Raw genomic sequence first — 26316 nt, forward strand, 5'->3', positions numbered from 1 at the left:
CGAGCAACGGGTGGGACCGGAGGCGTCGATAAGCGATATGCTTTTGTGCGACCTTAAAGAAAGCGAGGAACCCATGACGCTGCCCCCGAAACTGCAGGCAATGACCGAGCGCAACTACCCGCAGGACTGGACCGAGACCGACACCCGCGCCGTTGACACGGCCAGGGTGCTCGCGGCGGACGCGGTGGAAAACTGCGGCTCCGGCCACCCCGGCACCGCCATGAGCCTCGCGCCGCTGGCCTACACCTTGTTCCAGCGCGTGATGGACGTGGACCCGGCCGACAAGGACTGGGTGGGCCGCGACCGTTTCGTGCTGTCCAACGGCCACTCCTCGCTCACGCAGTACGTGCAGCTTTACCTCGGCGGCTTCGGGCTGGAGCTGCAGGACCTGAAGGCCTTGCGCACCTGGGGCTCGAACACGCCGGGCCACCCGGAGTACAACCACACCGACCACATCGAAATCACCACCGGCCCGCTCGGCCAGGGCCTCGCCTCCGCCGTGGGCATGGCGATGGCTTCTCGACGTGAACGCGGCCTGTTCGACCCCGACGCCCCCGCCGGAGAGTCCCCCTTCGACCACTACATCTACGTCGTGGCCGGCGACGGCTGCCTGCAGGAAGGCGTGACCGCGGAGGCGTCGTCGCTGGCCGGCACGCAGCAGCTGGGCAACCTCATCCTGTTCTGGGACGACAACCGCATCTCCATCGAGGATGACACCCAGATCGCGTTCACCGAGGACGTGCTCAAGCGTTACGACGCCTACGGCTGGCAGACCCTCACCGTCGAATCCGGCGAGGACGTCGCCGCCATCGAGGCCGCCGTGGCCGAGGCGAAGGCGGAGCCAACAAAGCCGACGATTGTCCGCGTCAAGACCGTGATCGGCTACCCGGCCCCGAACCTGATGAACACCGGCGCCATCCACGGCGCAGCTCTCGGCGCCGACGAGGTCGCCGCGGTGAAGGAGGCGCTCGGCTTCGACCCGGCCGTGAACTTCCCTGAAGAAGACGAGGTGATCACCCACACCCGCAAGCTGCGCGAGCGCGCGGCTTCCAAGCGAGCTGCCTGGGACGAGAAATTCAACGCCTGGGCAGAGGCGAACCCGGAGCGCAAGGCTTTGCTGGACCGCCTCACGGCCCGCGAGCTGCCGGCCGATTGGAAGAAGGACTTCCCCACCTGGGAGGCGGATGCGAAGGGGGTGGCCACCCGCAAGGCTTCCGCCGCCGCGATCCAGGCCGCCGCGGCCGCGCTGCCTGAGCTGTGGGGCGGCTCCGCCGACCTGGCCGGGTCCAACAACACCCTGATCAAGGACGAGAAGTCCTTCGGCCCGCGCTCTATTTCCACCGAGATGTTCTCCGCCGACCCGTACGGCCGCAACCTGCATTTCGGCATCCGCGAGCACGCCATGGGCGCGGTGATGAACGGCATCGCCCTGCACGGCGGCACCCGCGTCTACGGCGGCACCTTCCTCATCTTCTCCGAGTACCTCTACCCCGCCATCCGCGTCGCCGCCCTGTCCGGCATCGACGGCTACTACGTGTTCACCCACGATTCCATCGGCCTTGGCGAGGACGGCCCGACCCACCAGCCGGTGGAGACCCTCGCCGCCCTGCGCGCCATCCCGGACGTCGCCGTGATCCGCCCGGCGGACGCGAACGAGACCTCCGCCGCCTGGATCGCCGCGCTGGAGGCGAAGGAGCAGCCGAAGGCGCTGGCGCTGTCCCGCCAGAACCTGCCGGTGCTCGAGGGCACCAAGGAGAAGGCCTTCGAGGGTGTGGCCCGCGGCGCCTATGTGCTGGTTAAGGAGTCTGCCGACACCCCGGATGTGATCCTTTTGGCCTCCGGCTCCGAGGTGCAGTACGCCGTCGGTGCCGCCAAGGCGCTCGAGGCCGAGGGCACCGCCACCCGCGTGGTGTCCGTTCCGTCCATGGACTGGTTCATGGAACAGGACGACGCCTACATCGACTCCGTGCTGCCGCGCGACGTCAAGGCCCGCGTCTCCGTGGAAGCCGCGACCTCGATGCCGTGGTTCCGCTTCCTGGGAGAGTACGGCCGTGCCGTGTCCCTGGAGCACTTCGGCGCCTCCGCCCCGGGTGCGGAGCTGTTCGAGCGCTTCGGCTTCACCACCGACAACGTCGTACGCACCGCCCGCGAGACCCTCGAGTGCGTGCGCGAGGAGCGCAGCGTGGCAACGAGCGTGCGCGTGGGCGACACCGAGGCTGAGCCGACCCGCGGCGACGGAAAGTAGGGTGGCGGCATGACTGCTATCGACGATCTGTACCAGGCCGGCACCTCCACCTGGCTCGACGACCTCTCCCGCGAGCGCATCGCCACCGGCAACCTTGCCGAGGTGAAGGACGCGAAATCCATCGTGGGTGTAACCACGAACCCGGCGATCTTCGCCGCCGCCATGGGCTCCGGCAACCACTACGACGAGCAGCTCGCCGAGCTGAAGCAGGCTGGCACCACCGCCGACGCCGCCGTCTACGCCATGAGCGTCAAGGACGTCCAGGACGCCTGCGACCTGTTCCGCGACACCTACGAGGCCACCGGCGGCAAGGACGGCCGCGTCTCCATCGAAGTGGACCCGCGCTTCGCCGCCGACGAGCAGAAGACTATCGCGCAGGCCCGCGAGTTGTGGCAGCTGGTGGACCGCGACAACCTCATGATCAAGATCCCGGCGACCGACGAGTCGCTGCCCGCCGTCACCGCCGCGTTGGCCGAGGGCATCTCCGTCAACGTCACCCTGATCTTCTCCGTGGAGCGCTACCAGCAGGTCATCGACGCCTACAAGGACGGCATTCGCAAGGCCGCCGCGAACGGCCACGATGTCAGCCACATCCACTCGGTGGCGTCGTTCTTCGTATCCCGCATGGACACCGAGGTGGACAAGCGCCTCGAGGCCATCGGCACCGACGAAGCGCTGGCGCTGCGCGGCAAGGCGGGCATCGCCAACGCACGTCTGGCGTATGCGCTGTTTGAGCGTGAGTTCGGCGACGTTGACGTCGCTAAGCTTCCTGCGAATGCGAACGCTCAGCGCCCCCTGTGGGCGTCGACCGGTGTGAAGAACCCGGACTACCCGGCGACGATGTACGTCACCGAGCTCGCCGGCCCGCAGACCGTGAACACGATGCCGGAGAAGACGCTCGACGCCGTGCTTCGCGACGGCGGCGTGCACGGCGACACCCTCACCGGCACCGAAGCCGTCTCCCGCGAGACCTTCGCCGCGCTGCGCGGTGTGGGCATCGACCTCGACGACGTGGTTGCCGTGCTGGAGCGCGAAGGCGTGGAGAAGTTCGTGGATGCGTGGCAGGAGCTGCTCGATTCCATGACTGCTAGGCTCGCCTAACGTGACTTCTCCGCACCAGCAGTGGAACAACCCGCTGCGCTCCCCCGCCGACAAACGCCTCCCCCAAATCGCCGGGCCGTCCGGCATGGTGATCTTCGGGGTGACCGGCGACCTTGCACGCAAGAAGCTGCTGCCGGCCGTCTACGACCTGGCCAACCGCGGCCTTTTGCCCGGCGGGTTCACGCTGGTCGGCTACGGGCGGCGCGACTGGTCCAAGGCCGACTTTGAGGCGTACGTGCGCAAAGCTATCGACGAAGGCGCGCGCACCGAGTTCCACGAGAACGTCTGGCAGCGCCTCGCCGAAGGCCTCGAGTTTGTCCAGGGCAACTTCGACGACGACGCCGCCTTCGACCGCCTCGCCGCCACCTGCAAACGCAGCGACGACGAGCGCGGCACCGCCGGCAACTGGGCCTACTACCTGTCCGTGCCGCCGGAGTTTTTCGCCGAGGTTGTCCACCAGTTGGATCGCTCCGGCATGGCGCACGAGGGCGAAAACCAGTGGCGCCGCGTGATCATTGAAAAGCCGTTCGGCCACGACCTAGAGTCTGCCAAGGAGCTCAACGAGGTCGTCGGCGCGGTGTTCGATGAGCGGTCCGTGTTCCGCATCGACCACTACCTGGGCAAGGAAACGGTCCAGAACATCCTTGCGCTGCGCTTTTCCAACCAGATGTTTGAGCCGGTGTGGAACTCCCACTACATCGATCACGTGCAGATCACCATGGCGGAAGACATCGGCCTTGGCGGGCGCGCCAGCTACTACGACGGCATCGGCGCCGCCCGCGACGTGATCCAAAACCACCTGATCCAGCTGCTCGCCCTGGTGGCTATGGAGGAACCGACCTCCTTTTCCCCCGGCCAGCTGCGCGCCGAGAAGCTCAAGGTGCTGCGCGCCACCTCGGCGGTGGGCCCGTTCGGCAAAACCACCGCGCGCGGGCAGTACACCGCCGGGTGGCAGGGCTCGAAGAAAGTGGTCGGCCTGCGCGAGGAGGAAGGGTTTGACCCGAACTCCACCACCGAGACGTTCGCGGCCTGCACCTTGCAGATCGATTCCCGCCGCTGGGCCGGCGTGCCGTTCTACCTGCGAACCGGCAAACGGCTGGGCCGCCGCGTCACCGAGATCGCGCTGGTGTTCAAGCGCCCGCCGTACCAGCCGTTCTCCCAGGGACAGACGGACCTTCTGACCAACAACGCCGTCGTCATCCGCGTCCAGCCCGACGAGGGTGTACTGATGCGCTTCGGCTCCAAGGTCCCCGGCCCCGGCATGGAGCTGCGCGACGTGAACATGGACTTCTCCTACTCCGAGGCGTTCACCGAGCAGTCGCCAGAGGCCTACGAGCGCCTCATCCTCGATGCCCTTTTGGATGAATCGAGCCTGTTTCCCACCAACTCCGAGGTGGAGCGCAGCTGGGAGATCCTAGACCCGGTGCTGAACTACTGGGCCGATCAAGGCAGACCCGACGACTACGCCGCCGGCACCTGGGGGCCGGCCTCCGCCGAGCGCATGCTGTCGAAGGACGGCCGTGCCTGGCGGCGTCCATAAGCACGAAAGGCTCGAGCATGATCACCGAATTGCCGGACACCACCACTAAGGCCATCGCCGCCGAACTCGCCCACGCGCGCGAGCGTCACTCGCTTGCCACCGGGCGCGTGCTCACCCTGCTGGTGGCTATTGACGACTCGCGCGAGGACAGCATCGACGAGACCCTCGCGACCCTGCGCGACGCCTCCTTCGAACACCCCGCCCGCGTGCTGGTACTCATCTCCGGCGATTCGGAGGCCGACACCCGCCTCGACGCGCAGGTGCTCGTGGCCACCGACGCCGGCGCCTCCGAGGTCGTGGTCATGCGCCTGTACGGCGAACTGACGGGGCACATGGGAGCCGTAGTCACCCCGCTGCTGCTCCCCGATACCCCCGTGGTGGCGTGCTGGCCGCAGAAGGCCCCGAAGCACCCGGCCGGCACGCAGCTGGGCAGGATCGCGCAGCGCCGCATCACGAACCTGCGCCGCGGCACGAACGGCGTGACCCTCCAGCAGCTCACGGACGGCTACGAGCACGGCGACTCCGACATGATGTGGTCGCGGATCACCCCGTGGCGCGGCATCGTCGCCTCCGCCCTGGACCGTCACCCGGGCACGCGTGTCCACAGCGCCGAGATCGCTGGCGCTGCCGGAGACCCGAGCGTGGATCTCGCCGCGGGCTGGCTCGCCTCCAGCTTGGGCGTGAAGGTGACCCGCTGCGAGGCCGAGGCGGCCGGCGACTTCCCCATCGCCCGCCTCGTGCTGCACTGCGACGGCGGCGACGTGGAGGTCGCGGTCCAGGACAGCCACACCGTGCGCATTTCCGCGCCCGGCCACGCCGATTCCTTCGTGGCCATGGGCGAACGCAGCGAGGCCGAAAGCCTCGCCGAGGACTTGCGCCACCTCGGCCCGGACACCACCTACGAGCGCGCGCTGCGCGGACTTCAAGGAGTGCACAATGAGCTTTAACGACCTTGCATCGCTTCTCGACGAAGCAACTTCCCGGTTTAGCGCCCTCATGTCCGACATCCACGCCGAGGGTCGCACCGCACGTGTGGTGCTCACCGGCGGCACCGCCGGCATCGCACTGCTGGAGCGCCTCGCCGGCGAGGACATCGACTGGTCGCGCGTGGAAGTCTTCTTCGGCGACGAGCGCAACGTGCCCGCCAGCCACCCCGACTCCAACGAAGGCCAAGCACGAGCGGCGCTGCTGTCCAAGGTGGACATCCCAGAGGAGAACATCCACGGCTACGGCCTCGACGGCGGCCCGATGGACGCCGCGGTGGAGCGCTACCGCACACTCGTCGGCGACGGCGGCTTCGACCTGCACCTTTTGGGCATGGGCGGCGAGGGCCACATCAACTCCCTGTTCCCCCACAGCGACGCGGTGCGCGAGCGCGACGCGATGGTCGTGGCGGTGACGGACTCGCCGAAGCCGCCCGCCGAGCGCGCCACCCTGACCCTGCCGGCGGTGCAGTCCGCCGACCGGGTGTGGCTGCTGGTCTCCGGCGCAGAGAAGGCGGAGGCCGCGAGCCATGCCGGCGACGGCGCCGAGGCCGCCGACGACTGGCCGGTCGCCGGCGCTATCGGGCGCAAAGAAACGGTCCTGTTCGCCACGAAAGACGCAACAGGACCGTTCTAGTTTCGCGCGTGCGAACCGCGCGCTTAGACCGCGAAGCTCTGAATCAGATTCAGGCCGATGATGCAGAGGATCCAGATCAGGGCCAACAGCACGGTGACGCGGTCGAGGTTCTTCTCCACCGTGGTCGAACCGGACAGGTTTGCCTGGACGCCGCCGCCGAACAGGCTGGACAGGCCGCCGCCCTTACCCTTGTGGAGCAGGACGAAGACAGTCATGAGGATCGCGGCGATCACCAGCACAATCTCAAGGGCTAAAGCCATGTGTGCGACACCTTTCAAAATGGGCGATGGTGCAAACTCCCGATGAGCTTACACCACCGCAAAGACGAACCCAGCAGCGACTTACATCACCGCGTTGGCGGCCGCCGCGGCAAGCTTGGCAAAGTCCTGCCCGTCAAGGGAGGCACCGCCGACCAGGCCGCCGTCCACGTCCGGCTGCGAGATGATCTCGGCCACCGTGTCGGCCTTGACTGAGCCGCCATAGAGGATGCGGATCGTGTCGGCGACGGAGTCGTCGCTAAGCTCCCGCACGAGCTCGCGGATGCCGTGGCAGACCTCCTGGGCATCCTCTGCTGAGGCGACCTTGCCGGTGCCGATCGCCCAGACCGGCTCGTAGGCGATGACCGCCTTGGACAGGTCCACGCCCGCGAGCGACTCGCGCGCCTGCTGCACCACGAAGGAGACGTGCTCGCCGGCCTCGCGCACCTCGAGCGGCTCGCCGACGCAGACGATCGGGGCGATGCCGTGCTCGATGGCCTTGGCGGCCTTTGCCGCGACCTGCTCGTTGGTCTCGCTGTGGTACTCGCGGCGCTCCGAGTGGCCGACGACCACCCAGGAGCACCCCAGCTTCTCCAGCATCGCCGCGGAGATGTCGCCGGTGTAGGCGCCGTTGTCGTGCTCGGAGACGTCCTGGGCGCCGTAGGTGATCTTGAGCTTGTCGCCCTCCACCAGGGTCTGGATGGAACGCAGGTCCGTGAACGGGACCGTCAGCGCGATGTCGACGTACTCGTAGCCGTCCTTCGGAAACGCGAAGGCGAGCTTCTGGGCGCTCTGGATGGCCTCGAGGTGGTCGTGGTTCATCTTCCAGTTGCCCGCGATAAGTGGCGTGCGTGCCATAGGTTGCAAACCTCCTAGTTCAGTACGGAAACGCCCGGCAGTTCCTTGCCCTCGATCAGCTCGAGGGAGGCGCCGCCGCCGGTGGAGATGTGGCTGAAGCCGCCCTCGTCCAGGCCGAGGGTGCGCACCGACGACGCGGAATCGCCGCCGCCGACGACGGTGAAGGAGTCGTTGTCCTTCGTCGCCGCGATCATGGCCTCGGCCACAGCCTTGGTGCCGTCCGCGAAGTTCGGGAACTCGAACACGCCCATCGGGCCGTTCCAGAACACCGTCTTGGAGTCCTTGATGGCCTCGGCGTAGTTCTTGGCGGTCTCCGGGCCGATGTCCAGGCCCATCCAGCCCTCCGGGATCTCGTCCAGGCCGACGATCTTCTTCTCGGTGTCCTTGTCAAACTCTGCGCCGGCTGCGACGTCCACCGGCAGCAGCAGCTTGTCGCCGAAGCGCTCGATGAGCTCCTTGCAGGTATCCACCATGTCGTCTTGCAGCAGCGACTTCTGCACGTTGTGGCCCTGGGCGGCGAGGAAGGTGTAGCACATGCCGCCGCCGATGATGATCTTGTCGGCCTTTTCCGCCAGCGCCTCGATCACGCCGAGCTTGTCGGAAACCTTGGAGCCGCCCAGCACCACCACGTACGGGTGCTGCGGGTCGTCCTTCACGGAAGACAGCGTCGCCACCTCCTTGTCCACGAGGTAGCCGGCGTAGGCCGGAAGCTTCTTTGCCACTTCGAAGACGGAGGCCTGCGCGCGGTGCACGACGCCGAAGCCGTCGGAGACGAACGCGCCGTTGTCGGCGGCGAGTTCGGCGAGTTCCTCGGCGAACGCGGTGCGCTCCGCCTCATCCTTGGAGGTCTCGCGCGCGTCGAAGCGGACGTTTTCGAGCAGGAGGATTTCGCCCTCGGTCAGGCCGTTGGCGCGCTCGTGGGCGTCCTCGCCGGAGACGTCGCCCGCCAGCGGGACGAACTGGCCCAGGCGCTCGGACAGCGCTTCCGCCACCGGGGCGAGGGAGAACTTCGGGTTGACCTCGCCCTTCGGGCGGCCCAGGTGCGCCATGACGATCACCTTGGCGCCGCCGTCCAGCAGCGCCTTCAGGGTGGGCAGGGAGGCGTCGATGCGGCCGGCGTCGGTGATGTTGCCCTCATCGTCCAGGGGGACGTTGAAGTCGGACCGCACGAGGACGTGGCGGCCGTCCACGCCCTCGTCGAGAAGCTGCTGCAAGTTCTTGGTCATAGGTATCTCCTTTGCTCTGTAGACACTCACCATCGTATGAAAAACGGGCCCGCCGTGCCGGAAGACACCACGGGCCCAGAGACCGAAGCCTTTAAAGCTTGTCCGCCACGAACTTGGTCAGGCGGATGTACTGGGCGGTGTAGGACCACTCGTTGTCGTACCAGGAGATGATCTTGGCCAGGTTGCCGTCCTTCACTCGGGTCATGCCCGCGTCGAAGATGGCGCCGTGCGGGTTGCCGATGATGTCGGAGGAGACGATCGGGTCCTCCGTGTACTTCAGCGCCAGACCGAACTCGGCGTCCTCGGCGGCCTTCTTCACCGCCGCGTTGAGCTCCTCAACGGTGGTCTCCTTGCTCAGGATGACGGTGAGGTCGGTGGCGGAGCCGGTGATGGTGGGCACGCGCATGGCGAAGCCGTCGAGCTTGCCGTCCAGGTTCGGCAGCACCAGGCCGACGGCCTTGGCGGCGCCGGTGGTGGTGGGCACGATGTTCTGGGCGGCGGCGCGGGCGCGGCGCAGATCCTTGTGGGGCGCGTCCTGCAGGCGCTGGTCGCCGGTGTAGGCGTGGATGGTGGTCATCAGACCGCGTTCGATGCCGAAGGCCTCGTCGAGCACCTTGGCCACCGGTGCCAGGGAGTTGGTGGTGCAGGACGCAGCGGAGATGACTTCCTCGGAGCCGGTGTAGTCGGTGTGGTTGACACCCCAGACGTAGGTGCCGTCGACTTCCTTGCCCGGTGCGGAGATGATGACCTTCTTCGCACCGGCATCGATGTGCGCCTTCGCCTGCGGACCCTTACGGAACACGCCGGTGCACTCGAGCACGATGTCCACGTCGACGTCGCCCCATGCGAGGTTGGCCGGGTCCTTCTCCGCGGAGACCTCGATGCGGCGGCCGTCGATGGTGATGGAGTCGTCGTCGTGCTCGATCTCGTGGTTGAACTGGCCGTACGCGGTGTCGTACTTCATCAGGTGCGCCAGGGTCTCGTTGTCGGTGAGATCGTTGATCTTCACAACCTCGAGCTCGCCCTTGTATTCGTCCTCGATGATGCGCAGCGCTGCGCGGCCGATGCGGCCAAAACCGTTGATGCCAATGCGGGTAGTCACAGTCAACACTCCTCGTGCTCGTGGTCTGTCGGTCCACCCCCGAGTGTAATGAGCAGGACTCTTACCTGCAGAAAGCTTTTTGCCTATCGACGAAACCAGGGGTGCTAACCGCAATCAGCCCCCGCCTTAGATGTTGGTTTATGCCCGGTTTCGAGCACCAGGGGGAGGCTTTCCCGACGCTTCTACCCCCGACACGGGTCGCTAGGGCCCATTGTGAAGTGCGTCACCCACGCGGGTTTTAGGTGGTCGGGCTCCCGTGCGTGTCCTCCACTCCCAGTTCAGCGGCGCGTTTGTCTGCCAGGGAAAGCAGGCGCCGGATGCGTCCGGCCACGGCGTCCTTGGTCATCTGCGGTTCCGCCAACCGTCCCAGCTCCTCCAGGGAGGCGTGGCGGTGCTCCGCGCGCAGGAAGCCGGCTTCGGCGAGGTGCTCCGGGACATCGTCGCCGAGGATCTCCATGGCGCGCTCCACGCGGGCGGCGGCCGCCGCCGCGGCCTGGGCCGAGCGGCGGGTGTTCGCGTCGTCGAAGGTGGCGAGCCTGCTGTTGGCTTTCGCCTTCACGGCGCGGGATTCCCGCTTGGTGTCCCACTCGATGCGGGTGGCCGGCGCGCCCATGCGGCTCAGCAGGATGCCGATGGCCTCCCCGTCGCGAAGCGTCACCCGCTCGATGCCGCGGGTCTCACGCGTCTTGGCGGTCAGCCCCATGCGGCGGGCAAGCCCCACAAGCGCAAGCGCCGCCTCCTGGCCCGGGCAGGCGACCTCGAGGGTGGCAGTCCGGCCCGGTTCGGCCAGACGCCCACGGGCGAGGAACGCGCCGCGCCACGCGGCCTCCACCCCGGACATGTCGCCGGAGATGATCTGGCGCGGCATCCCCACCACTGGGTGCCCGGACGCGGTAACCAGCTTCAGGCGGCGGATGACGTCGGCGGCGCCGTCGCAGACACGCACCTCGTAGCGGGACTCACGGCTTCCGGATGTCGGCGGGAGCAGTTCCACACTCGCCTCGACTGCGCACAGGTCTGTCAGCGTAACAGCGAGGCGCCGGGCAACCGCCTCCTCCTCGAAGTCGGCAACGATAGCGACTCCGTTCTCGGACGGCTGGAGCTCCCCGCCGAACCGGATCAACGCGGTCGCCTCCGCCGCGCGCGCCTCGAGCCCGCCGCCGGTGGCGCGCAGGAGTTCGTCCTTGGCCTTCGCCGTAAGCGCCACCGGCGCCTCCCCTCGTTTACGTGTGTTGAAGCTTTGAACCGCCCAGCATTCTAGCGTGCCGGCCGGAGGGCCTTGAGTGCAGCTGCCAATTGCATCGGGTCGTGGCGGTTCAGCGGGGCGCCTTCGGCGTCGATTTCGCGCATGGGAGCGAAGACTACCTTTGCGTCGAGACGGGAGGCGGCGCGCGCAATGTTGTCGCGCTCACCCTCGGAGGTGGCGGTGTTCTCGTCGGCGAGGAAGTAGTCCACGTCCAACTGCGGGGCGTGCTGGGAGAAAACGTGGATGTGCCGCTCGGTGGTGAACCCGTGGGTCTCCCCCGCCTCCGGCGAAAGGTTCAGGATTACCACCACCGTCGCCGAGGTTTCGTTGAGCGCCTGCGCGATGTCGGGCACGAGGATGTGCGGAATCACCGAGGAGAACCAGGAGCCCGGGCCGATGGTCACCACGTCCGCATCCATGATCGCTTGCACCGCCGCCTCGCTCGCCGCCGGCTGGGCCGGGGTAAGGCGAACGCGCCGCACCGCCCCTGGCGTGGTGGCAACCGCCACTTGGCCGCGCACGGAGCGCAGCACGCGCGGGTCGTCGTCAAGGCCCGCCACGTCCGCCTCGATGTCCAGCGGCTGCGGGCACACCGGGATCACGCGGCCGGCGGATCCGGTCCACGCCGCAACCTGATCCAGCGCGGCCTGGGTGTCCCCGAGTCGCTCCGCCAGCCCCGTGATCAGGAGATTTCCTAGTGCGTGGCCAGCCATGGCGCCGTGCCCGCCGAAGCGGTGCTGCAGGGTGTCGCGCCACTGGGCGCCGCCCTCACCGTCGGCGGTTAAGGCCGCGAGCGCCATGCGCAGATCCCCCGGCGGAACGATCTCCATCTCGCGGCGCAGGCGTCCCGAGGAGCCGCCGTCGTCCGCCACGGTGACCACGGCGTTGATCGTGGACGCGCCGGCTTGACGCGCAGCGGTGAGCGTCTGGTACAGGCCGTGCCCTCCCCCAAGGCAGGTGAACGACGTATGGCTCAATTGACCCTTCTTTCTTACGGCCTAACCGACTTGCTTAGTGGCGCTCAAGATCGCGGTGGATCACGTTGACATCCACATTGCCCTGCTGCCGCAAACGCTTTCCGACGGCCTCCGCCACCGCCACCGAGCGGTGGTGCCCGCCCGTGCAGCCGATGCCGACGGTGATGAAATCCTTGCCCTCGTGGCGGTAGCCGCCCAGAGTGCTGGAAAGCAGGTCGACGAAGTTGTCCACGTAGTCGCGGGCACCGTCCTGGTTGAGCACATAGTCGGATACCGCCTGGTCGACGCCACGGAACTCCCGGAGCTCTTCCACCCAGTACGGGTTAGGCAGGAAACGAACGTCAAGCACAATATCAGCGTCGCGCGGCGAGCCGTGCTTGAACCCGAAGGATTCGATGGTGACGTGCTGGCGCCCCACCGGCAGCTCGCCGACGGATGCCTCCACCGCGCGCCGCAGATCGTGCACCGACAAGTTGGATGTGTCGATGATGACGTCCGCGGAGGCGCGCAGTTCCTCCATCTCCTCCCGCTCGTGCTCGATGCCGGACTGCAGCGTGCCGTCGCCCTGCAAAGGGTGGGTGCGGCGCACCGAGTCGAAGCGGCGGATGAGCACGTCATCTCGAGCCTCCAAGAACAGCACGAACGGCTCATGGCCGCGCTCCCGGATCGTCGCGATGGTGCCAAGCAGAGCGCCGTTGAATTTCGCCGCGCGGATATCGCTAACCACCGCGAGCCGCTCCACCGGGGAATCGTCCGCGGCGGCCAAGTCCACCAGCTCCAAAATCAACTGCGGCGGTAGGTTCTGGGAGACGAAAAAGCCCTTGTCCTCGAATACCTTCGCTGCCGTGGACAAGCCACCGCCGGACAGGCCCGTGATGATCACGGGCCGCATCGGTGTCGCGGTATTTTCCTGGGGCAATGCGTGTGCGGAGGATGTCGTGGGCATAGGTATCATCCTAGACAAGGACGGGGCGAAGCGCCGTCGATTAGCAGTCTGCTTTTACTGGTGCAGGTGCTGGTAGATAGTCTCCGCGAGTTTCGGGCCGACGCCCTTGACCTGCTGGATCTCCTCCACCGAGGCCTCCTTGATCTTCTTCACGGACCCGAAGTGCTTGACCAGGTCCGTGCGACGGGCGGGGCCAAGCCCCGGCACCGCATCCAGCGCGGATGCGCGCATCCGCTTGGAGCGCTGCTGGCGGTGGTAGGTGATGGCGAAGCGGTGCGCCTCGTCGCGGATCTGCTGCAGCAGGTACATGCCCTCGGAGTTGCGCGGCAGGATGACCGGCTCGTCGTCGTCCGGCACCCACACCTCCTCCAGGCGCTTGGCTAACCCGATGAGCTGCACGTCCACGATGCCCAGCTCGTCGAACACCGCTTGCGCGGCGTTGACCTGGGGCTTGCCGCCGTCGACGATGAACAGCTGCGGCGGGTAGGCGAAGCGCTTCGCGCCGGTGGACTCGTCCGCCTCGTCCGCGAAGGTCTGCGCATCTGCGACCTCATCCGGATTCGCCAGCTTGTCCTCGTTGTAGCGCTTGAAGCGGCGCTGAGTCACCTCGGCGATCGAGCCGACGTCGTCGGAGCGGCCGTCGCCGGCGGCCTCCTTGATGCGGTAGCGGCGGTAGTCGTTCTTTTTGGGCAGGCCGTCCTCGAACACGACGAGCGACGCCACCACGTCCGTGCCCTGGATGTGCGAGATGTCGGTGCACTCGATGCGCAGCGGCGCCTCGTCCATGCCGAGGGCGTCCTGGATGTCCTGCAGCGCCTGAGAGCGGGCAGTAAGGTCGCCGACGCGCTTGAGTTTGTGCTGGTGCAGTGCCTCGGAGGCGTTCTTGTGCACCGTCTCCATCAGCGCCCGCTTGTCGCCGCGCTGCGGCACACGGATTTCCACCGGGCCGCCGCGCAACTCCGCGAGCAGCTCGGCGACCTCGGGCAGCTCCGCAGGCAACGTTTCCACGAGGATCTCGCGCGGCACCGGCATCGGCGTCTTTGCTTTCGCGCGCGACTCCTGGTCCACGCCACGGCGGCGCACCTTCTGCGCCTCAATCGTGCGGTCTTCCTCCTGCTCCTGGCGCACACGATCCACCGCGTCGGAGTAGTACTGCACAAGGAAGTTCTGCATGAGTGTGGGCAAAGTGGGGTCTTGTTGCCCCTCGTCGAGCCGCTCGGCAGCGCCGGGCTCGTCGCCGGTTTTCTCCACTACCCAGCCGCGCTGGGCGCGGATGCGCCCGTCGCGGACGTTGAAGATCTGCACCGCCGCTTCCAGCTCGTCGGTGTCGAAGGCAATGACGTCGGCGTCGGTGTCCTGCCCCAAAACCACAGTCTGGCGTTCCATGACCTTGTTTACGGCGCCGAGGTCGTCGCGAAGCCTGGCGGCCTTCTCAAACTCCAGGTTCTCGGAAGCTTCCTGCATCTGCGCGGTGATCCCGCGCACGAGCTGGTCGGTGCGGCCCGACATGAAGCCCAAAAAGCCCTGCACGATCTCGTCGTAGTCGGCCTCGTCCACGCGCCCGACGCACGGGGCGGCGCACTTGTCGATGTAGCCGAGCAGGCACGGCCGCCCCAGCGACTCGTGCCGGTTGAACACGCCGTTGGAACAGGTGCGGATGGGAAACACTCGCGTGAGCAGGTCGAGGGTCTCGCGCACCGCCCACGCGTGCGAGTACGGCCCGAAGTAGCGCACGCCCTTTCGCTTCGGCCCGCGGTAGAAAAACGCGCGCGGGTAGCGCTCCCTCACACTCACCGCGAGCATGGGGTACGTCTTGTCGTCGCGGTACATGACGTTGAACCACGGGTCGAAGCGCTTGATCCAGGTGTACTCCAGCTGCAGCGCCTCCACCTCGGAGGCCACCACGGTCCACTCCACCGAGGCGCCGGTATAGACCATTTGGCGGGTGCGCGGGTGCAGCGTGTGCGGCGGCTGGAAGTAGTTGTTCAGGCGCGCGCGCAGGTTTTTGGCCTTGCCCACGTAGATGACGCGGCCGTCGCGGTCGCGGAACTTGTATACCCCGGGGTCGGTCGGGATGGTGCCCGGCGCCGGGCGGTAGCTTTGCGGGTCCGCCAACGCTTAGTCCTGCGGCATGTACTTGGCTTCGAGCGCGCGGAACTCTTCCACGGCCTTCAAGGCGTGCTCCTTGTCGCCGGACTGGATGGCCCACAGGGGCACGTACTCGAACTCCGGCAGCTCAAGGCGGGCCATGCGCGAGCCCTTCGGAAAGCTCAGTCCGTAGATCACGGTCCACGGGTAGAAGCGGGTGCCGATGATGTTGCGCACCTGCACACCGTCCTCATTCGCGCGCACCCGCGGGCGCGTCAGCGCGATCCAGGACAGCACGGAGATGATCAGGCCGACACCGATGAAGGCGAACTTGTCCATGCTGGTGATGGCCACGCCGGTGAACTCGGCGTCCACGGCCCAGGACATGAACACGTGCACAGCCATGACCACAACAATCCAACCCACGGCCATCTTGCGCAGAAACTTCGAGGTCAGCTCGAGTTCCCAGGGTTTCGTGGTGGTGGTGGCGTGCGGGTCGAGCGCGTTGAGGTAGGCAATCTCGTCCCGGCCCGAAAGTCCCGCGGTTTGGTGCTGTTCAGCCACTGCCTTACTCCTTACAAGCGCTCGAGCATTGTTGCGTGTCGACGTCCCAAAGGCCGCTCCACGCCCTCCGAGTTACCTTAACCCTTCAACGGCAGAGCGCGAACTTTGCGCAGCTCCGCGGCAGTGCCGGCGGCGGCGCGCATGGCCTCGGCACCCTTGTCTTCCTTGGCGTCCTCGCCGCCGGCGCGCTCGTAGGCCTGGTCCTCGTCGTCCACGGTGAGCACGCCGTTTCCGACCGGGGTCTGCTCGTCCAGCGCCACGCGGGTCAGCCCGGCGGTCACGGAGTCGCACACGTACTGGAAGTGGGCCGTCTCGCCGCGGATGACGCAGCCGAGGGCGACCACGGCGTCGTAACGCTTGGCACATGCCTGCGCCACCACCGGCAGCTCGAGGGCGCCTGCGACGGCGTACTCCTCCACCTTCACGCCGAGCCCCCGGGCCTCATCCCGCGCGCCGGCGCGCAGCAGGTCGACGATCTTGTCGTTCCAGCGGGTGTAGACCACGGCGATGGTCATGCCCTCCGCCTGTATGGAATAGTCCTCGGGTGCTCCGCTCGATGCCACTTACAGCTCCTTTTGGGTCCGTTTTAGGTTCCGTACCCCGGATGGGCGTGGAGCCACTCGGCCACGCCAGGCAGGTCGTGGCCCATCCGGTCGCGCTTGGTGCGCAGGTACTCGATGTTGTCGTGTGTGGGAACGATCTCGATCCTACTGCGGCGCGCCACCTGGGGGCCGTAGCCCGCCAGCGCGTCGGACTTGTCCGGGTTGTTGGTGAGCAGCTCGAAGGTGTCCACCCCCAGATCCGCCAGGATCTGCCCTGCCGCGGAGTACTCTCGTGCGTCCGCCGGCAGGCCCTGCTCCAGGTTCGCGTCCACGGTGTCCAGGCCCGCGTCCTGCAGCCGGTATGCCTGCAGTTTCGCCATCAGTCCGACACCTCGGCCCTCGTGCCCACGCAGGTAGACCACCACACCACGGCCGGCGGCCTGGATGCGCCGCATGGATTCGCGCAGCTGCGGGCCGCAGTCGCAGCGCGTGGAGGCGAAGACGTCGCCGGTGAGGCACTCGGAGTGCACCCGCACCAGCACGTCGGAAGCGTGCGCAAGCTTGTCGACGCCTCCGGCGACCAACGCCACATGCTCCACCCCGAAGACAGTGTCGCGGTAGCCCACCGCGGTGAATTCGCCGAACTCGGTGGGAAGCTTCGCCTGCGTGACACGCTCGACGGTTCGCTCGTGGTGGCGACGGTACTCAGCCAGTTGCTCGATGGAGATCATTGGCAGCCCGTGGCTGTCGGCGAACCGGCGCAGCTCGTCGAAACGCGCCATGTCAGTCGGGTCATCCTCGGAGACAATCTCGCACAGCGCACCAACCGGGGTCTTGCCCGCGAGCCGCGCCAGGTCCACGGCCGCCTCCGTGTGGCCCGGACGTTCCAGCACGCCGCCGGCTTTGGCCCGCAGGGGCACCACGTGGCCGGGGCGGGTGAATGACGCGGCGGTGGCGGAGTCGTCGGCAAGCAAAGCGATCGTCGTTGCGCGCGAGCGCGCGGAAATGCCGGTGGTGCCGGTGTCTGCGTCCACGGTGACGGCGTACGCGGTGCCGTGCAGGTCCTGGTTGTTCGCCACCATCGGCGGCAGCTCGAGCGCGGTGGCGCGCTCGTCCGACATGGACACACAGATGTAGCCGGAGGTGTGGCGCACCATGAAGGCAACCAGTTCCGGGGTGGCGTCCTCGGCGGCGAAGATGAGGTCGCCCTCGTTCTCGCGGTCCTCGCTGTCCACCACGACAACGCCCTTGCCAGCGCGGATGGCGGCGAGAGCCTCCTCGACCGTATTCAACGTCATACCGTCCAAGCCTATCCCTGCACCATTTTCTCAACGTATTTGGCCACGATGTCCACCTCCAGGTTCACTAGGTCGCCGGGCGCGAGCGCGCCGGCGGTGGTCTCGCGCAGTGTGGTTGGGATGAGCGAGACTTCGAAGTAGCCCTCGCCCACCGCCGAGACGGTCAGCGAGGTGCCATTGACCGCGATGGAGCCTTTCTCGACGACGTAGCGGGAAAGCTGCTCCGGAAGCGTGAAGCGCACAACCTCCCAGTGCTCCGACGGGGTGCGCGAAACCACCTCGGCCACGCCGTCGACGTGGCCCTGGACGATGTGGCCGCCCATGCGCTGGCCCGCGGCGAGCGCCCGCTCGAGGTTCACCCTGGAACCAGCCTTGTAGGTGCCGAGCCGGGAGCGGTCCAAGGTTTCGCGCATCACGTCCGCGGTAAAGGTGCCGTCGACGCTGTCCACCACCGTCAGGCACACCCCGTCCACGGCGATCGAGTCGCCGGGTGCGGCATCTTCGGTGACTTTGGGGGCGCGGACGGCGATCCGGACGGCGTCGTCAAGCTGCTCAAGCTCCTCTACCACCCCGATTTCCTCAACGAGTCCCGTAAACATCTCTCTCCATTTCTAAGAACACGTCGTTTCCCACCGGCCGCACGAGCGTGGTGCGGAAGCGGCGGGCGTCGGCGATAGTGCCTGCAATAGCGCGGTCCAGCACCCCGCGGCCGGCGCCGAGGAGCGCGGGCGCGATGTAGGCATGCACCGCGTCAACCAGATCCAGCTCGAGAAAGCTCGCGGCGAGTGCCGCGCCGCCTTCCACCAGCACGTCGCGCGCACCGGTCTCCCAAAGGGCTTTTAGCGCCTCCGCTGGTGTGGCGTACTGCTCGAAGCCCAAACGAGTAAGGTTGCCCTCGGGCACCTCCCGGGAGCCGACCACCACGCGGCGCGGCTGGTGCTCGCGCAAGGTGCCGCCCGGGAACCGCGCGGTCAGCGACGGGTTGTCGGCGATCGCGGTGCCGGTGCCGACGATGATCGCGTCGAGCTTCGCGCGGTCCGCGTGCACCAACTCCCGGGCATCCTCGCCGGTGATCCACTTGCTCGTGCCGTCCGCCGCGGCGGTGAAACCATCGAGCGTGGAGGCGAACTTCAACGTCACGCTCGGTCGGCCCAGACGCACCGAGCGCAGCCAGGGCTGCAGCGCCGCGACCCGCACCGGATGAAAGTCCACCTCGACGCCGTGGGCGCGCAGGTAATCGGCCCCGCCGGCGGCCGCTTCGTTGGGGTCGGCGGTGAAATACACCACCCGCCGGATCCCCGCCTCCACGAGTGCCTCAGAGCAGGGACCGGTGCGGCCGGTGTGGTTGCACGGCTCCAGGGTCACCACGGCAGTAGCACCTTGGGCGCGCTCGCCCGCTTCGCGCAGGGCGTTGACCTCCGCGTGCGGCCCGCCTGCCGGCGAGGTCGCGCCGGTGGCGATGAGCTCGCCGGAGGCGGAAATAAGCGCGCAGCCCACCGGAGGATTTGGCGAGGTGGCACCCCGGACGGACTCGCCGGCCTCGATCGCGGCGGAGAAGGCGCCGAGTTCCTCGGTCACCCTTGCGCCGCCTCCCGGGCGAGCTCGCGCAGGCGCTCTACCGCCTCTGCCGGGTTGTCGGCGCCGAAGACTGCGGAACCGGCCACGAACGCATCCACGCCAGCCTCCGCAGCCTGTGCGATGGTCGCGCCCGCGATGCCGCCGTCAATGCCGATGATGGTGTCCAAGCTCGCCTCCTTGATGCGGTCGCGCAGCACCATCACCTTGCTCAACACCTCCGGCATGAACTTCTGGCCGCCGAAACCGGGCTCCACGCTCATGACCATGACCTGGTCGAAGTGCTCCAGATCGTCCAGGTATGGCTCAATCGCGGTACCGGGCTTGATGGCAAATCCGGACTGCACGCCCAGCTCGCGGCACTGCTTCGCGGCCGCGACGTGGTCGCCCACGGCTTCGACGTGGAAGACGAGACGGTCGCCGCCGGCTTTGACGTAGGTTTCAAACCAGCGCTCCGGCTCCTCGATCATCAGGTGCATGTCCAGGAACTGGTCGGTGACGCCGTTGACCGCCTTGGTCACGTCCGGGCCGAAGGAGAGGTTGGGCACGAAGTGGCCGTCCATGATGTCCACGTGGATCAGGTCCGCGTTAGCCACCTTGCGCACGTCGTCGCCGAGCGCGGCGTAGTTCGCGGCCAGAATTGATGGGGCGATCTGAATCATGGGTTCTACCTTAGCTTTTGCGCAGCACAGCGAAGAACATTGCGTCGGTGCCGTGGCGGTGCGGCCACATCTGCACGCTCGGGCCCTCGCCCACATCCTCCATGCCGGCGGCCCACTGCCGCGCGTCGAGCTCCTCAACGCCGCCTTTCGCCAGGAGCTTCTCCACGACTCCCCGGGTCTCTCGCACATCCGGCGAGCACGTGGAGTAGACCACCACCCCACCCGGCTTGGCTAGGTTCACGGCGGATTGGAGCAGCTCTTCCTGCAGCTGGGTCAGCTCCGCGATGTCGTCTTCGGACTTCGTCCAGCGCGCCTCTGGGCGCCGACGCAGCGCGCCCAGCCCGGAGCAGGGGGCGTCCACCAGGATGCGGTCGTAGCCCGGCTCGAGTTTCGGGTCGCGCCCGTCCGCGGTGTGGACGGTCACCGGCAGGCCGCGCACCGTCTTGGAGATCAGCTCCGCGCGGTGCGGGCTGACTTCAACGGCGTCGACCGCCGCGGCGTCGATAGCCGCGATCGCCCCGATGAGCGCAGCCTTGCCACCGGGGCCCGCACACAGGTCAAGCCAACGGCCTTGATCCTGCTCGACAGGGACCTCGGTGACAGCACGCGCGATGATCTGCGAGCCCTCGTCCTGCACCGCGGCGAGGCCCTCGCGCACCGGCTCGAGTTGGCCTGGGTCCCCCTCCGGCAGGTACACCGCGTACGGCGAGTACTTGCCCTGCTCGCTGCCGGTGCTAAGCGCCAGCTCTTCCGCGGAGATCTCCCCCGGGCGCGCCACCAGGTGCACGACCGGGCGGGCCGAGTCCGCCTCGAGCGCGGCTTCCAGCTCGTTGCGCTTGTCGCCGAGAGCCTCCGCGAAAGACCGCGCGATCCACTCCGGGTGGGCGTGGGTGAACGCCAGCGCGCCCAGCTCGCTGTCCGGGGCGAGGGTGCGCAGCCACTCGTCGGCGGGCGCGCGGGCAATGGAACGCAGCACACCGTTGGCGAAGCCCTTCGCCTTCTCGTGGCCGGCGGACTCGACGAGCCGCACCGAGGTGTCCACCGCGGCGTGATCGCCTACGCGGGTGTAGAGCAGCTGGTAAGCGCCCAGGCGAAGCGCGGCGAGCACCTCGGGCGCGATCCGTTCAAGCTCCCGCGAGGAGTTCTTCGCGATCACCGCGTCGAGCACCCCGAGGCTGCGCAACGTGCCGTAGGCCAGCTCGGTGGCGAACGCGGCGTCTCGGCCGGTGATCTTCCGCTCGCGCAGGATGCCGGGCAGGGTGAGGTTGGCAAAGGCGTCGTCACGGGCGACGCGCAGCACCACCTCGAAGGCCGTCTCGCGCGCCGGGTCGCCGATGCTGGCCGGACGTCCTTTCACCGTGTAGCGCTGGCGCCCACCGCTCTGCTTGCGCGGCTGCTGCGCTGCACCGCGGCCCTGCTTCCGGTTGCGCTGGTGCGCCGGCTTGTCTTCGCGCCGCCCCGCGGAGCGCGACCTGAATCCTCCGCTCACTCGAACACCACTCCTTCTTTCGCGTCAGCGGCCAACCCGCGGGCCCAGTCCGCCGCGTTCATCATCTTTTTGCCCGGCGGCTGGATCGTGCCCAGCCGCACGTCGCCGTCGGCGGTGCCCACGAGCACCTCATTCTTGCCAAGCGCGGCCTCACCCGGAGCCAACGAGCCCTCCCCGGTCGGGGTGACCGGGCCGAGCTTGAAGCGGTTCTCCCCGCGCATAGTCCACGCACCCGGCGCCGGGGTGTGGGCGCGAATGCCGCGGTCGATCACGGCGGCCGGCTGGTTCCAGTCCACCCGGGCGTCCGCCGGGGCGATCTTGTGGGCATAGGTGCCCTCTTCCGGTTGCGGCGTCGGTTCCGCGGTGCCTGCGTCCAGCGCGTCCATGGTCTTAACCAGCAGGTCAGCTCCGGCGTAGGCGAGGCGCTCCAGCAGCTCGCCGCTGGTTTCCGCCTCCCCGACTTCTGTTTCCAGCGTGTCCAGGATGTCGCCGGTGTCCAGACCCTCGTTAATACGGAAGGTGGTCGCGCCGGTGACCGCGTCCCCGGCGGCGATCGCAGCCTGCACCGGTGCCGCCCCACGCCACTTGGGCAGCAGGGAGAAGTGCAGGTTCACCCAGCCGTGTGCGGGGATGTCCAGCATGTCCGCCGGAATGAGGTTGCCGTAGGCCACCACCGGGATCGCGTCGGGCGCCAGCTCCTCCAGTTGGTGCCGGATGGCGTCGTCGCGCGTGAGGCTTTCCGGGGTGAGCACTGCAATGCCGTGCTCGACGGCGAGCGCCTTTACCGGAGACGGGTGCAGCGTGCGCCCACGGCCGCGGCGCGCATCCGGGCGGGTGAGCACCGCGACGACCTCGTGGTCGGAGGCGATGAGCCGCTCGAGTGCCGCGGCGGCGGGTTCGGGGGTGCCGGCGAATACGAGTCGCATAAAAACGTTCTCCTTAGCTCCAGTCGGCGGCCCGGATCGCCGCCATCGCTTCCTTGCGTCGCTCCGGTGCCATCCTGCGCATGAACATCACGCCATCCAAGTGGTCCGCTTCGTGCTGGATGCAGCGCGCCAACAACCCGGTGCCGCGCAGGGTAAGCGGACGCCCGTAGCAGTCCTGGCCGCGGGCCACCACCGTCCTGTGGCGGGTGACCTCCCCGCGCACGTCCGGCACCGACAGGCAGCCCTCGACGCCGGTCTGCATCTTGTCGCCCAACGGTTCCCACACGGGGTTGACGATGTGTCCGCGCATGCCCTGGCAGTCGAACACGAAGATCCGGCGCGCAAGCCCGATCTGGTTCGCGGCCAGGCCCACCCCGCCAGCGTGGTCCATGGTTTCCAGCATGTCGGCGACCAGTCGCTCGAGGGCGGCGTCGAAAACGGTGACCTCTGCTGCAGCGGTGTTGAGCACTGGGTCGCCGAACAGGCGGATGTCGCGGATAGCCATGGGGTGCAAGTGTAGTGCCACGCCCAATCACGCGACCCAGCTAGCCGATGTCCACCGGATTGACCTGGACGCGCAGCGGCAAGTCCTGCTTTGCTGTCGTCCACGCCACCGCGCCCGCTCGAAGCGCCTTGCCCAGCGCGGTGCGCCCGGCAAGCGGGGTGCGCACCAGCATCCGCTGCGCAGGCCCGAGCGCCTCCCGGTTCCACTCGCCCGGCAGCCGCACCCCCGGCGGCAGATCCACCGGGCCGAGCAGCTCGGCGTGCTCGGGTAGCTCGGTGCGCGCGAAGAACTCGTCTAACCCATCTCGCGGGGCGTCCACCACCGCCACGTGCACCGCCGGCGGAAAGCGGGCCTCGCGCCGCAGTGACAGCTCGAGGGCTGCGAACCCGGGCGCGCCCCAGCGGATCAAGTGCTGCACCACAGGCAGCGAGGGCTCTGCCACCACGACCACCTCCCCGCCAGCGCTATGCGGCTCCACCAGCGTGGCCGCCCCCATCCACTTGGCAAAGGTGTCCTCCACCGCGCGCAGGTCCGGCCGTTGCATCAGCGCCCAGGCGTCCAGAAGCACCGCCGCACCGTAGCCTCCTTCAACATGCGGCTCCGCACCCGGCGTGGCCACCACCAGCGCCGGGCCCGGCTGCACCTGCGCACGCACGTTCTCGCCGCCTGAGGTGATCACCTTGTACTTGGCAAAGGCACGCCCCAGCTCCTCGGCCGTGCGCTCCGTGCCCAGCACCACCGCGCGCAGCCTGCGCGAGCCGCAGGCCGGGCACACGTGCGCCGGGTCCATCCGCCCACACCACCGGCACGTCGGCGCCGCGGCCTCGCCGCCCGAAGGCAGGCTCAGAGGCCCGTTGCACCACCGGCAGCGCGCCGGAGTCCGGCACTGCCCGCACGCAAGCGACTGGATGTAGCCGGTGCGCGGCACCTGGAACAGCACAGGGGCACCGCGCTCGAGCGCTCGTGTCGCCGCCTGGAACGCCGACGACGGCAGGCGGGCCTGCTTCGCGCGCGGGTCGCGCTCCATCTCAAAGTCCGAATCCCCCGCCGCGTGGATGTACGGCGAACGGGTGCGCAAGCTCTGGCGCGGGGCGACCAGCTCGTGCATCCACCCGGATTCCACCAGCAGCTGCGCCTCGGCCGTGCGCGCATGCCCGCCGAGAATCAACGAGCACCCCTCCTGCGCCGATCGCGTGGTCAGCACCTCGCGCGCGTGCACGTACGGCGCGCGCGGATCCACCAGGTTGTCGTCGCCGTCGAACATGAGCGCCGCAAACCGCAGGTTTTCCACCGGAGCGAACGCGGCCGAGCGCGTGCCCACCACAATCCGACCTTGCCCGTGCAGCACCGATAAGTAGCGCGAGTACCGCGCCTGCGGGCCCTGCGATGCCGACAGCGTTGTCACCTGCCGCGCCCCGACGATCTCTTTCAGCGCCACCTCGCACGCGTCCACGTCTTTCTGGTCCGGCACCACGATCAGCGCGCCCGCTCCATCCAACGCCACCTTCGCCGCCAGCGACGCCAACGCCGCCGCCCAGTCGTCTCCAGGTGCAACCTGCCACGCCGCCCGCGCAATCTTGCCGCCCACCACCGCGTCCACGAAAGACTCGCCAAAGGTGTACGCGGTCCACGCCGACAAGTCCGGCTCCCCGGCCTCCCCCAAATCCTCCCATGGAGTGGAGGTGTCCGTTTCCTCCGCCTTCGCGTGGCGCGCCGGGATAGCCGAGCGGTAGATATCGGATCGCACGCCCGCGTAACGGTCCGCGAGCGCGTCGATAAGCTCGCGCGTTTTCGCCGGAGCCACAACCTCCGACGAGATGACCCGCTCGATGAAGCGCAACGACCCCACGTGCCGCGATTGCGAGGCGCGCTCGAGCACCACCGCGTCCACGAGCCGCCCCGCAAAGCGCACGCGCACCCGCACCCCGGGCTGCACTGCGTCCGCATCCTGGGAGGGCACCAGGTAGTCGAAGGGCCTGTCCAGATGCGCGAGACCGAGCATGGGCAACACGCGCGCGATTGGGGCTTCGGCGGCGGGCGTGTCAGACATGACCCCGGATTCTAAACCACCGCCCGACACCGCCTTCGGGCGCGAGCACCCCAATCGCCCATTCCGGGCTTGTTTGGAGTACTAATAAGACTGAAAGAATTATCCTCACGCGCGTTTGAAAGACTTGGCCCCCTGATGAAACGCCTGCTTACCGTAGTCGCCTCTGCCGCCCTCCTCGCCGCTGTAGCGATCTCGCCTACCCCCGCCTCCGCTGATGCGGCCAAAGTGACGCAGCTGGCCCTGCGGCAAGGCACGCAGATCATCCCCGGCGATTCCTTCGGCCCCATCCTCGCACAGGGAGCAGGTTCGCCTATCGACGGCAGCTCCGCCTTCATCACCGGCTCCTCCGACCACGCACGCAGCGCCGTGGAGGACGGCTGGCGCCGCGCCTTCGACGGCCTGCCTGACCAGGTGAAGCAGGCCGTGCCCCCGCACCTGCGCCCGCCGGAGCCGGCGAAACCGGCCGACGTCACCGTGGTACCCGCGCAGGAGCCCTCGCCTTCGCCGGTGCCGCCGAAGTGCTACAACTGCGTCGCCATCACCTACGACGACGGCCCGGTCCCCAGCTCCACCGAGCGCCTGCTGGATATCCTCAAGCGCAAGGACGCGCACGCCACCTTCTTCGTGGTGGGCCGCAACGCCAACGCCTACCCGCAGATTCTGCGCCGGATCCGCGACGAGGGCCACACCATCGGCAACCACTCCGTTGACCACCCCGACCTGGCCAGGCAGTCCGATGCCGCAATCACCGCCCAACTGGACGGCACGAACGCTGCGCTGAAGAAGCAGGCCGGTGTGGAGCCGCACTGGATGCGCCCGCCGTACGGTTCCTACGATTCGCGCGTGGCCTCCGCCGCCGGCGAGCGCGGCATGTCGCTGGCCATCTGGGACGTGGACACCGCCGACTGGCAGCACCGCAATCCAACCACCACCTGCAAGCGTGCGGTGGAAGGTGCCCGCGAGGGCTCCATCATCCTCATGCACGACATCCACCAGCCCACCGTCGACGCGGCGGAGTGCGTCATCGATGGCCTGCGTGCCAAGGGGCTCAAGCCGGTCGGGCTCGACGAAATGATCAAGCGCCCCGAAGCCGGTCACGTGTACACGAGGGCGGATTAGTTCCTATACTCCTGCCCATGACTGAACAGCAGGACAACGACGCCCGCAAAGGATGGGTCAAAGCCATCCCCTATGCCATGTTCGCTGCCTACGCCCTCGGGCCGTTGCTGCTCATCCCGTTGGTGCGCAACCCGTGGGTGATGGTCGGGTTCATCTTCGGGGTGGCCATCATCGCCGGGCTTATCGACGGCATCGCTTTCCGCCGCAATTGGTCCCTGCCACTGCTGACAGGGGTGGGTTTCTGGATTGCCAAGACCTTGTACTTCAACGACGGCACGTTCATATATGCCATCGGTGTGACGCTTGCCTGCGCGGCGGCGATGTGGGTGGGGTCGTTGGCGGGCGGCAGCTCGTCTAGAAGCAATGCGGAGGTGTAACCG

General features: G+C 67.9%; 25 protein-coding genes. 7 read left to right on the top strand and 18 right to left on the bottom strand.

Annotated elements, in window-relative coordinates; translation table 11 throughout:
* The first annotated feature begins 73 nt into the window (after window positions 1–73).
* Genes tkt through pgl form a run of 5 tightly spaced genes read left to right on the top strand, consistent with a single transcriptional unit; the run spans window position 74 to window position 6506 of the window.
* Window positions 74–2245, top strand: a complete 2172-nt coding sequence (tkt, locus tag CIHUM_RS06005; RefSeq protein ID WP_081634422.1) for a transketolase — start codon at window positions 74–76, stop codon at window positions 2243–2245.
* Window positions 2246–2254: 9 nt separating this feature from the next.
* Entirely contained in the window at window positions 2255–3346 is a 1092-nt protein-coding gene (gene tal / locus CIHUM_RS06010; protein ID WP_034998925.1) for a transaldolase, read from the top strand.
* A gap of 1 nt (window position 3347) precedes the next feature.
* Window positions 3348–4886 carry a glucose-6-phosphate dehydrogenase gene (gene zwf, locus CIHUM_RS06015; protein ID WP_034998923.1) on the top strand — a complete coding sequence of 513 codons (1539 nt, stop codon included), beginning with the start codon at window positions 3348–3350 and terminating at the stop codon, window positions 4884–4886.
* A 17-nt stretch (window positions 4887–4903) separates the two neighbouring features.
* Entirely contained in the window at window positions 4904–5833 is a 930-nt protein-coding gene (locus CIHUM_RS06020) for a glucose-6-phosphate dehydrogenase assembly protein OpcA (RefSeq protein ID WP_034998920.1), read from the top strand.
* Entirely contained in the window at window positions 5823–6506 is a 684-nt protein-coding gene (gene pgl, locus CIHUM_RS06025) for a 6-phosphogluconolactonase (RefSeq protein ID WP_034998917.1), read from the top strand. Before CIHUM_RS06020 ends, pgl begins: the two co-directional genes overlap by 11 nt.
* 23 nt (window positions 6507–6529) lie before the next feature.
* Here the strand turns inward: pgl and secG are convergent, their stop codons facing one another.
* The 18 genes from secG to CIHUM_RS06115 form a co-directional block, all read right to left on the bottom strand.
* Window positions 6530–6766, bottom strand: coding sequence for a preprotein translocase subunit SecG (gene secG / locus CIHUM_RS06030; protein WP_034998914.1), 237 nt, complete (start codon window positions 6764–6766; stop codon window positions 6530–6532).
* Window positions 6767–6847: 81 nt separating this feature from the next.
* Window positions 6848–7621 carry a triose-phosphate isomerase gene (gene tpiA, locus CIHUM_RS06035; protein ID WP_034998912.1) on the bottom strand — a complete coding sequence of 258 codons (774 nt, stop codon included), beginning with the start codon at window positions 7619–7621 and terminating at the stop codon, window positions 6848–6850.
* A 14-nt stretch (window positions 7622–7635) separates the two neighbouring features.
* Window positions 7636–8847 (bottom strand): phosphoglycerate kinase, encoded by a 1212-nt coding sequence (locus tag CIHUM_RS06040; RefSeq protein ID WP_034998911.1) that lies wholly within the window; start codon window positions 8845–8847, stop codon window positions 7636–7638.
* Between the two features lie 91 nt (window positions 8848–8938).
* Window positions 8939–9949 carry a type I glyceraldehyde-3-phosphate dehydrogenase gene (gene gap / locus CIHUM_RS06045; protein WP_034998910.1) on the bottom strand — a complete coding sequence of 337 codons (1011 nt, stop codon included), beginning with the start codon at window positions 9947–9949 and terminating at the stop codon, window positions 8939–8941.
* Window positions 9950–10187: 238 nt separating this feature from the next.
* Window positions 10188–11156 (bottom strand): DNA-binding protein WhiA, encoded by a 969-nt coding sequence (gene whiA, locus CIHUM_RS06050; protein WP_034998909.1) that lies wholly within the window; start codon window positions 11154–11156, stop codon window positions 10188–10190.
* 50 nt (window positions 11157–11206) lie between these two features.
* Complete coding sequence (locus tag CIHUM_RS06055) at window positions 11207–12172, bottom strand: gluconeogenesis factor YvcK family protein (protein WP_034998908.1); 966 nt, start codon at window positions 12170–12172, stop codon at window positions 11207–11209.
* Window positions 12173–12206: 34 nt separating this feature from the next.
* Complete coding sequence (gene rapZ / locus CIHUM_RS06060) at window positions 12207–13118, bottom strand: RNase adapter RapZ (RefSeq protein WP_101494233.1); 912 nt, start codon at window positions 13116–13118, stop codon at window positions 12207–12209.
* A 54-nt stretch (window positions 13119–13172) separates the two neighbouring features.
* Entirely contained in the window at window positions 13173–15233 is a 2061-nt protein-coding gene (gene uvrC / locus CIHUM_RS06065; protein WP_034998904.1) for an excinuclease ABC subunit UvrC, read from the bottom strand.
* Between the two features lie 3 nt (window positions 15234–15236).
* Window positions 15237–15770 carry a PH domain-containing protein gene (locus CIHUM_RS06070; protein ID WP_034998903.1) on the bottom strand — a complete coding sequence of 178 codons (534 nt, stop codon included), beginning with the start codon at window positions 15768–15770 and terminating at the stop codon, window positions 15237–15239.
* Window positions 15771–15847: 77 nt separating this feature from the next.
* Window positions 15848–16333 (bottom strand): 6,7-dimethyl-8-ribityllumazine synthase, encoded by a 486-nt coding sequence (ribH, locus tag CIHUM_RS06075; RefSeq protein ID WP_074432002.1) that lies wholly within the window; start codon window positions 16331–16333, stop codon window positions 15848–15850.
* Between the two features lie 23 nt (window positions 16334–16356).
* A complete protein-coding gene (locus CIHUM_RS06080; RefSeq protein ID WP_034998901.1) occupies window positions 16357–17610 on the bottom strand; it encodes a bifunctional 3,4-dihydroxy-2-butanone-4-phosphate synthase/GTP cyclohydrolase II in 1254 nt (417 codons plus the stop codon).
* An 11-nt stretch (window positions 17611–17621) separates the two neighbouring features.
* Window positions 17622–18209 (bottom strand): riboflavin synthase, encoded by a 588-nt coding sequence (locus CIHUM_RS06085; protein WP_034998900.1) that lies wholly within the window; start codon window positions 18207–18209, stop codon window positions 17622–17624.
* Complete coding sequence (ribD, locus tag CIHUM_RS06090; RefSeq protein WP_034998898.1) at window positions 18190–19188, bottom strand: bifunctional diaminohydroxyphosphoribosylaminopyrimidine deaminase/5-amino-6-(5-phosphoribosylamino)uracil reductase RibD; 999 nt, start codon at window positions 19186–19188, stop codon at window positions 18190–18192. Before ribD ends, CIHUM_RS06085 begins: the two co-directional genes overlap by 20 nt.
* Complete coding sequence (gene rpe / locus CIHUM_RS06095; protein WP_034998895.1) at window positions 19185–19847, bottom strand: ribulose-phosphate 3-epimerase; 663 nt, start codon at window positions 19845–19847, stop codon at window positions 19185–19187. Before rpe ends, ribD begins: the two co-directional genes overlap by 4 nt.
* A gap of 10 nt (window positions 19848–19857) precedes the next feature.
* Window positions 19858–21336, bottom strand: a complete 1479-nt coding sequence (locus CIHUM_RS06100; protein WP_034998892.1) for an RsmB/NOP family class I SAM-dependent RNA methyltransferase — start codon at window positions 21334–21336, stop codon at window positions 19858–19860.
* Entirely contained in the window at window positions 21333–22262 is a 930-nt protein-coding gene (gene fmt / locus CIHUM_RS06105; RefSeq protein ID WP_034998890.1) for a methionyl-tRNA formyltransferase, read from the bottom strand. Before fmt ends, CIHUM_RS06100 begins: the two co-directional genes overlap by 4 nt.
* Before the next feature lie 13 nt (window positions 22263–22275).
* Window positions 22276–22767, bottom strand: a complete 492-nt coding sequence (def, locus tag CIHUM_RS06110) for a peptide deformylase (protein WP_034998887.1) — start codon at window positions 22765–22767, stop codon at window positions 22276–22278.
* A 40-nt stretch (window positions 22768–22807) separates the two neighbouring features.
* On the bottom strand, window positions 22808–24817 hold the full coding sequence (locus CIHUM_RS06115; RefSeq protein WP_034998885.1) for a primosomal protein N': 2010 nt from the start codon (window positions 24815–24817) through the stop codon (window positions 22808–22810).
* Window positions 24818–24952: 135 nt separating this feature from the next.
* On the opposite strand from CIHUM_RS06115, the gene CIHUM_RS06120 reads away from it, so the two are divergent.
* Together CIHUM_RS06120 and CIHUM_RS06125 are read left to right on the top strand one after the other, a co-directional pair.
* Window positions 24953–25936 carry a polysaccharide deacetylase family protein gene (locus CIHUM_RS06120; protein WP_051106381.1) on the top strand — a complete coding sequence of 328 codons (984 nt, stop codon included), beginning with the start codon at window positions 24953–24955 and terminating at the stop codon, window positions 25934–25936.
* Between the two features lie 17 nt (window positions 25937–25953).
* Window positions 25954–26313 carry a hypothetical protein gene (locus tag CIHUM_RS06125; protein WP_034998882.1) on the top strand — a complete coding sequence of 120 codons (360 nt, stop codon included), beginning with the start codon at window positions 25954–25956 and terminating at the stop codon, window positions 26311–26313.
* Window positions 26314–26316 lie beyond the last annotated feature (3 nt).

This window comes from Corynebacterium ihumii (assembly GCF_028609825.1).
GTDB lineage: Bacteria > Actinomycetota > Actinomycetes > Mycobacteriales > Mycobacteriaceae > Corynebacterium > Corynebacterium afermentans.

Coding starts and splice junctions, on each gene's coding strand:
- tkt (WP_081634422.1), top strand. CDS start 74: ATGACGCTGCCCCCGAAACTGCAGGCAATGACCGAGCGCAACTACCCG.
- tal (WP_034998925.1), top strand. CDS start 2,255: ATGACTGCTATCGACGATCTGTACCAGGCCGGCACCTCCACCTGGCTC.
- CIHUM_RS06020 (WP_034998920.1), top strand. CDS start 4,904: ATGATCACCGAATTGCCGGACACCACCACTAAGGCCATCGCCGCCGAA.
- pgl (WP_034998917.1), top strand. CDS start 5,823: ATGAGCTTTAACGACCTTGCATCGCTTCTCGACGAAGCAACTTCCCGG.
- secG (WP_034998914.1), bottom strand. CDS start 6,766: ATGGCTTTAGCCCTTGAGATTGTGCTGGTGATCGCCGCGATCCTCATG.
- tpiA (WP_034998912.1), bottom strand. CDS start 7,621: ATGGCACGCACGCCACTTATCGCGGGCAACTGGAAGATGAACCACGAC.
- CIHUM_RS06040 (WP_034998911.1), bottom strand. CDS start 8,847: ATGACCAAGAACTTGCAGCAGCTTCTCGACGAGGGCGTGGACGGCCGC.
- rapZ (WP_101494233.1), bottom strand. CDS start 13,118: ATGCCCACGACATCCTCCGCACACGCATTGCCCCAGGAAAATACCGCG.
- CIHUM_RS06080 (WP_034998901.1), bottom strand. CDS start 17,610: ATGACGTTGAATACGGTCGAGGAGGCTCTCGCCGCCATCCGCGCTGGC.
- CIHUM_RS06085 (WP_034998900.1), bottom strand. CDS start 18,209: ATGTTTACGGGACTCGTTGAGGAAATCGGGGTGGTAGAGGAGCTTGAG.
- rpe (WP_034998895.1), bottom strand. CDS start 19,847: ATGATTCAGATCGCCCCATCAATTCTGGCCGCGAACTACGCCGCGCTC.
- fmt (WP_034998890.1), bottom strand. CDS start 22,262: ATGCGACTCGTATTCGCCGGCACCCCCGAACCCGCCGCCGCGGCACTC.
- def (WP_034998887.1), bottom strand. CDS start 22,767: ATGGCTATCCGCGACATCCGCCTGTTCGGCGACCCAGTGCTCAACACC.
- CIHUM_RS06115 (WP_034998885.1), bottom strand. CDS start 24,817: ATGTCTGACACGCCCGCCGCCGAAGCCCCAATCGCGCGCGTGTTGCCC.
- CIHUM_RS06120 (WP_051106381.1), top strand. CDS start 24,953: ATGAAACGCCTGCTTACCGTAGTCGCCTCTGCCGCCCTCCTCGCCGCT.
- CIHUM_RS06125 (WP_034998882.1), top strand. CDS start 25,954: ATGACTGAACAGCAGGACAACGACGCCCGCAAAGGATGGGTCAAAGCC.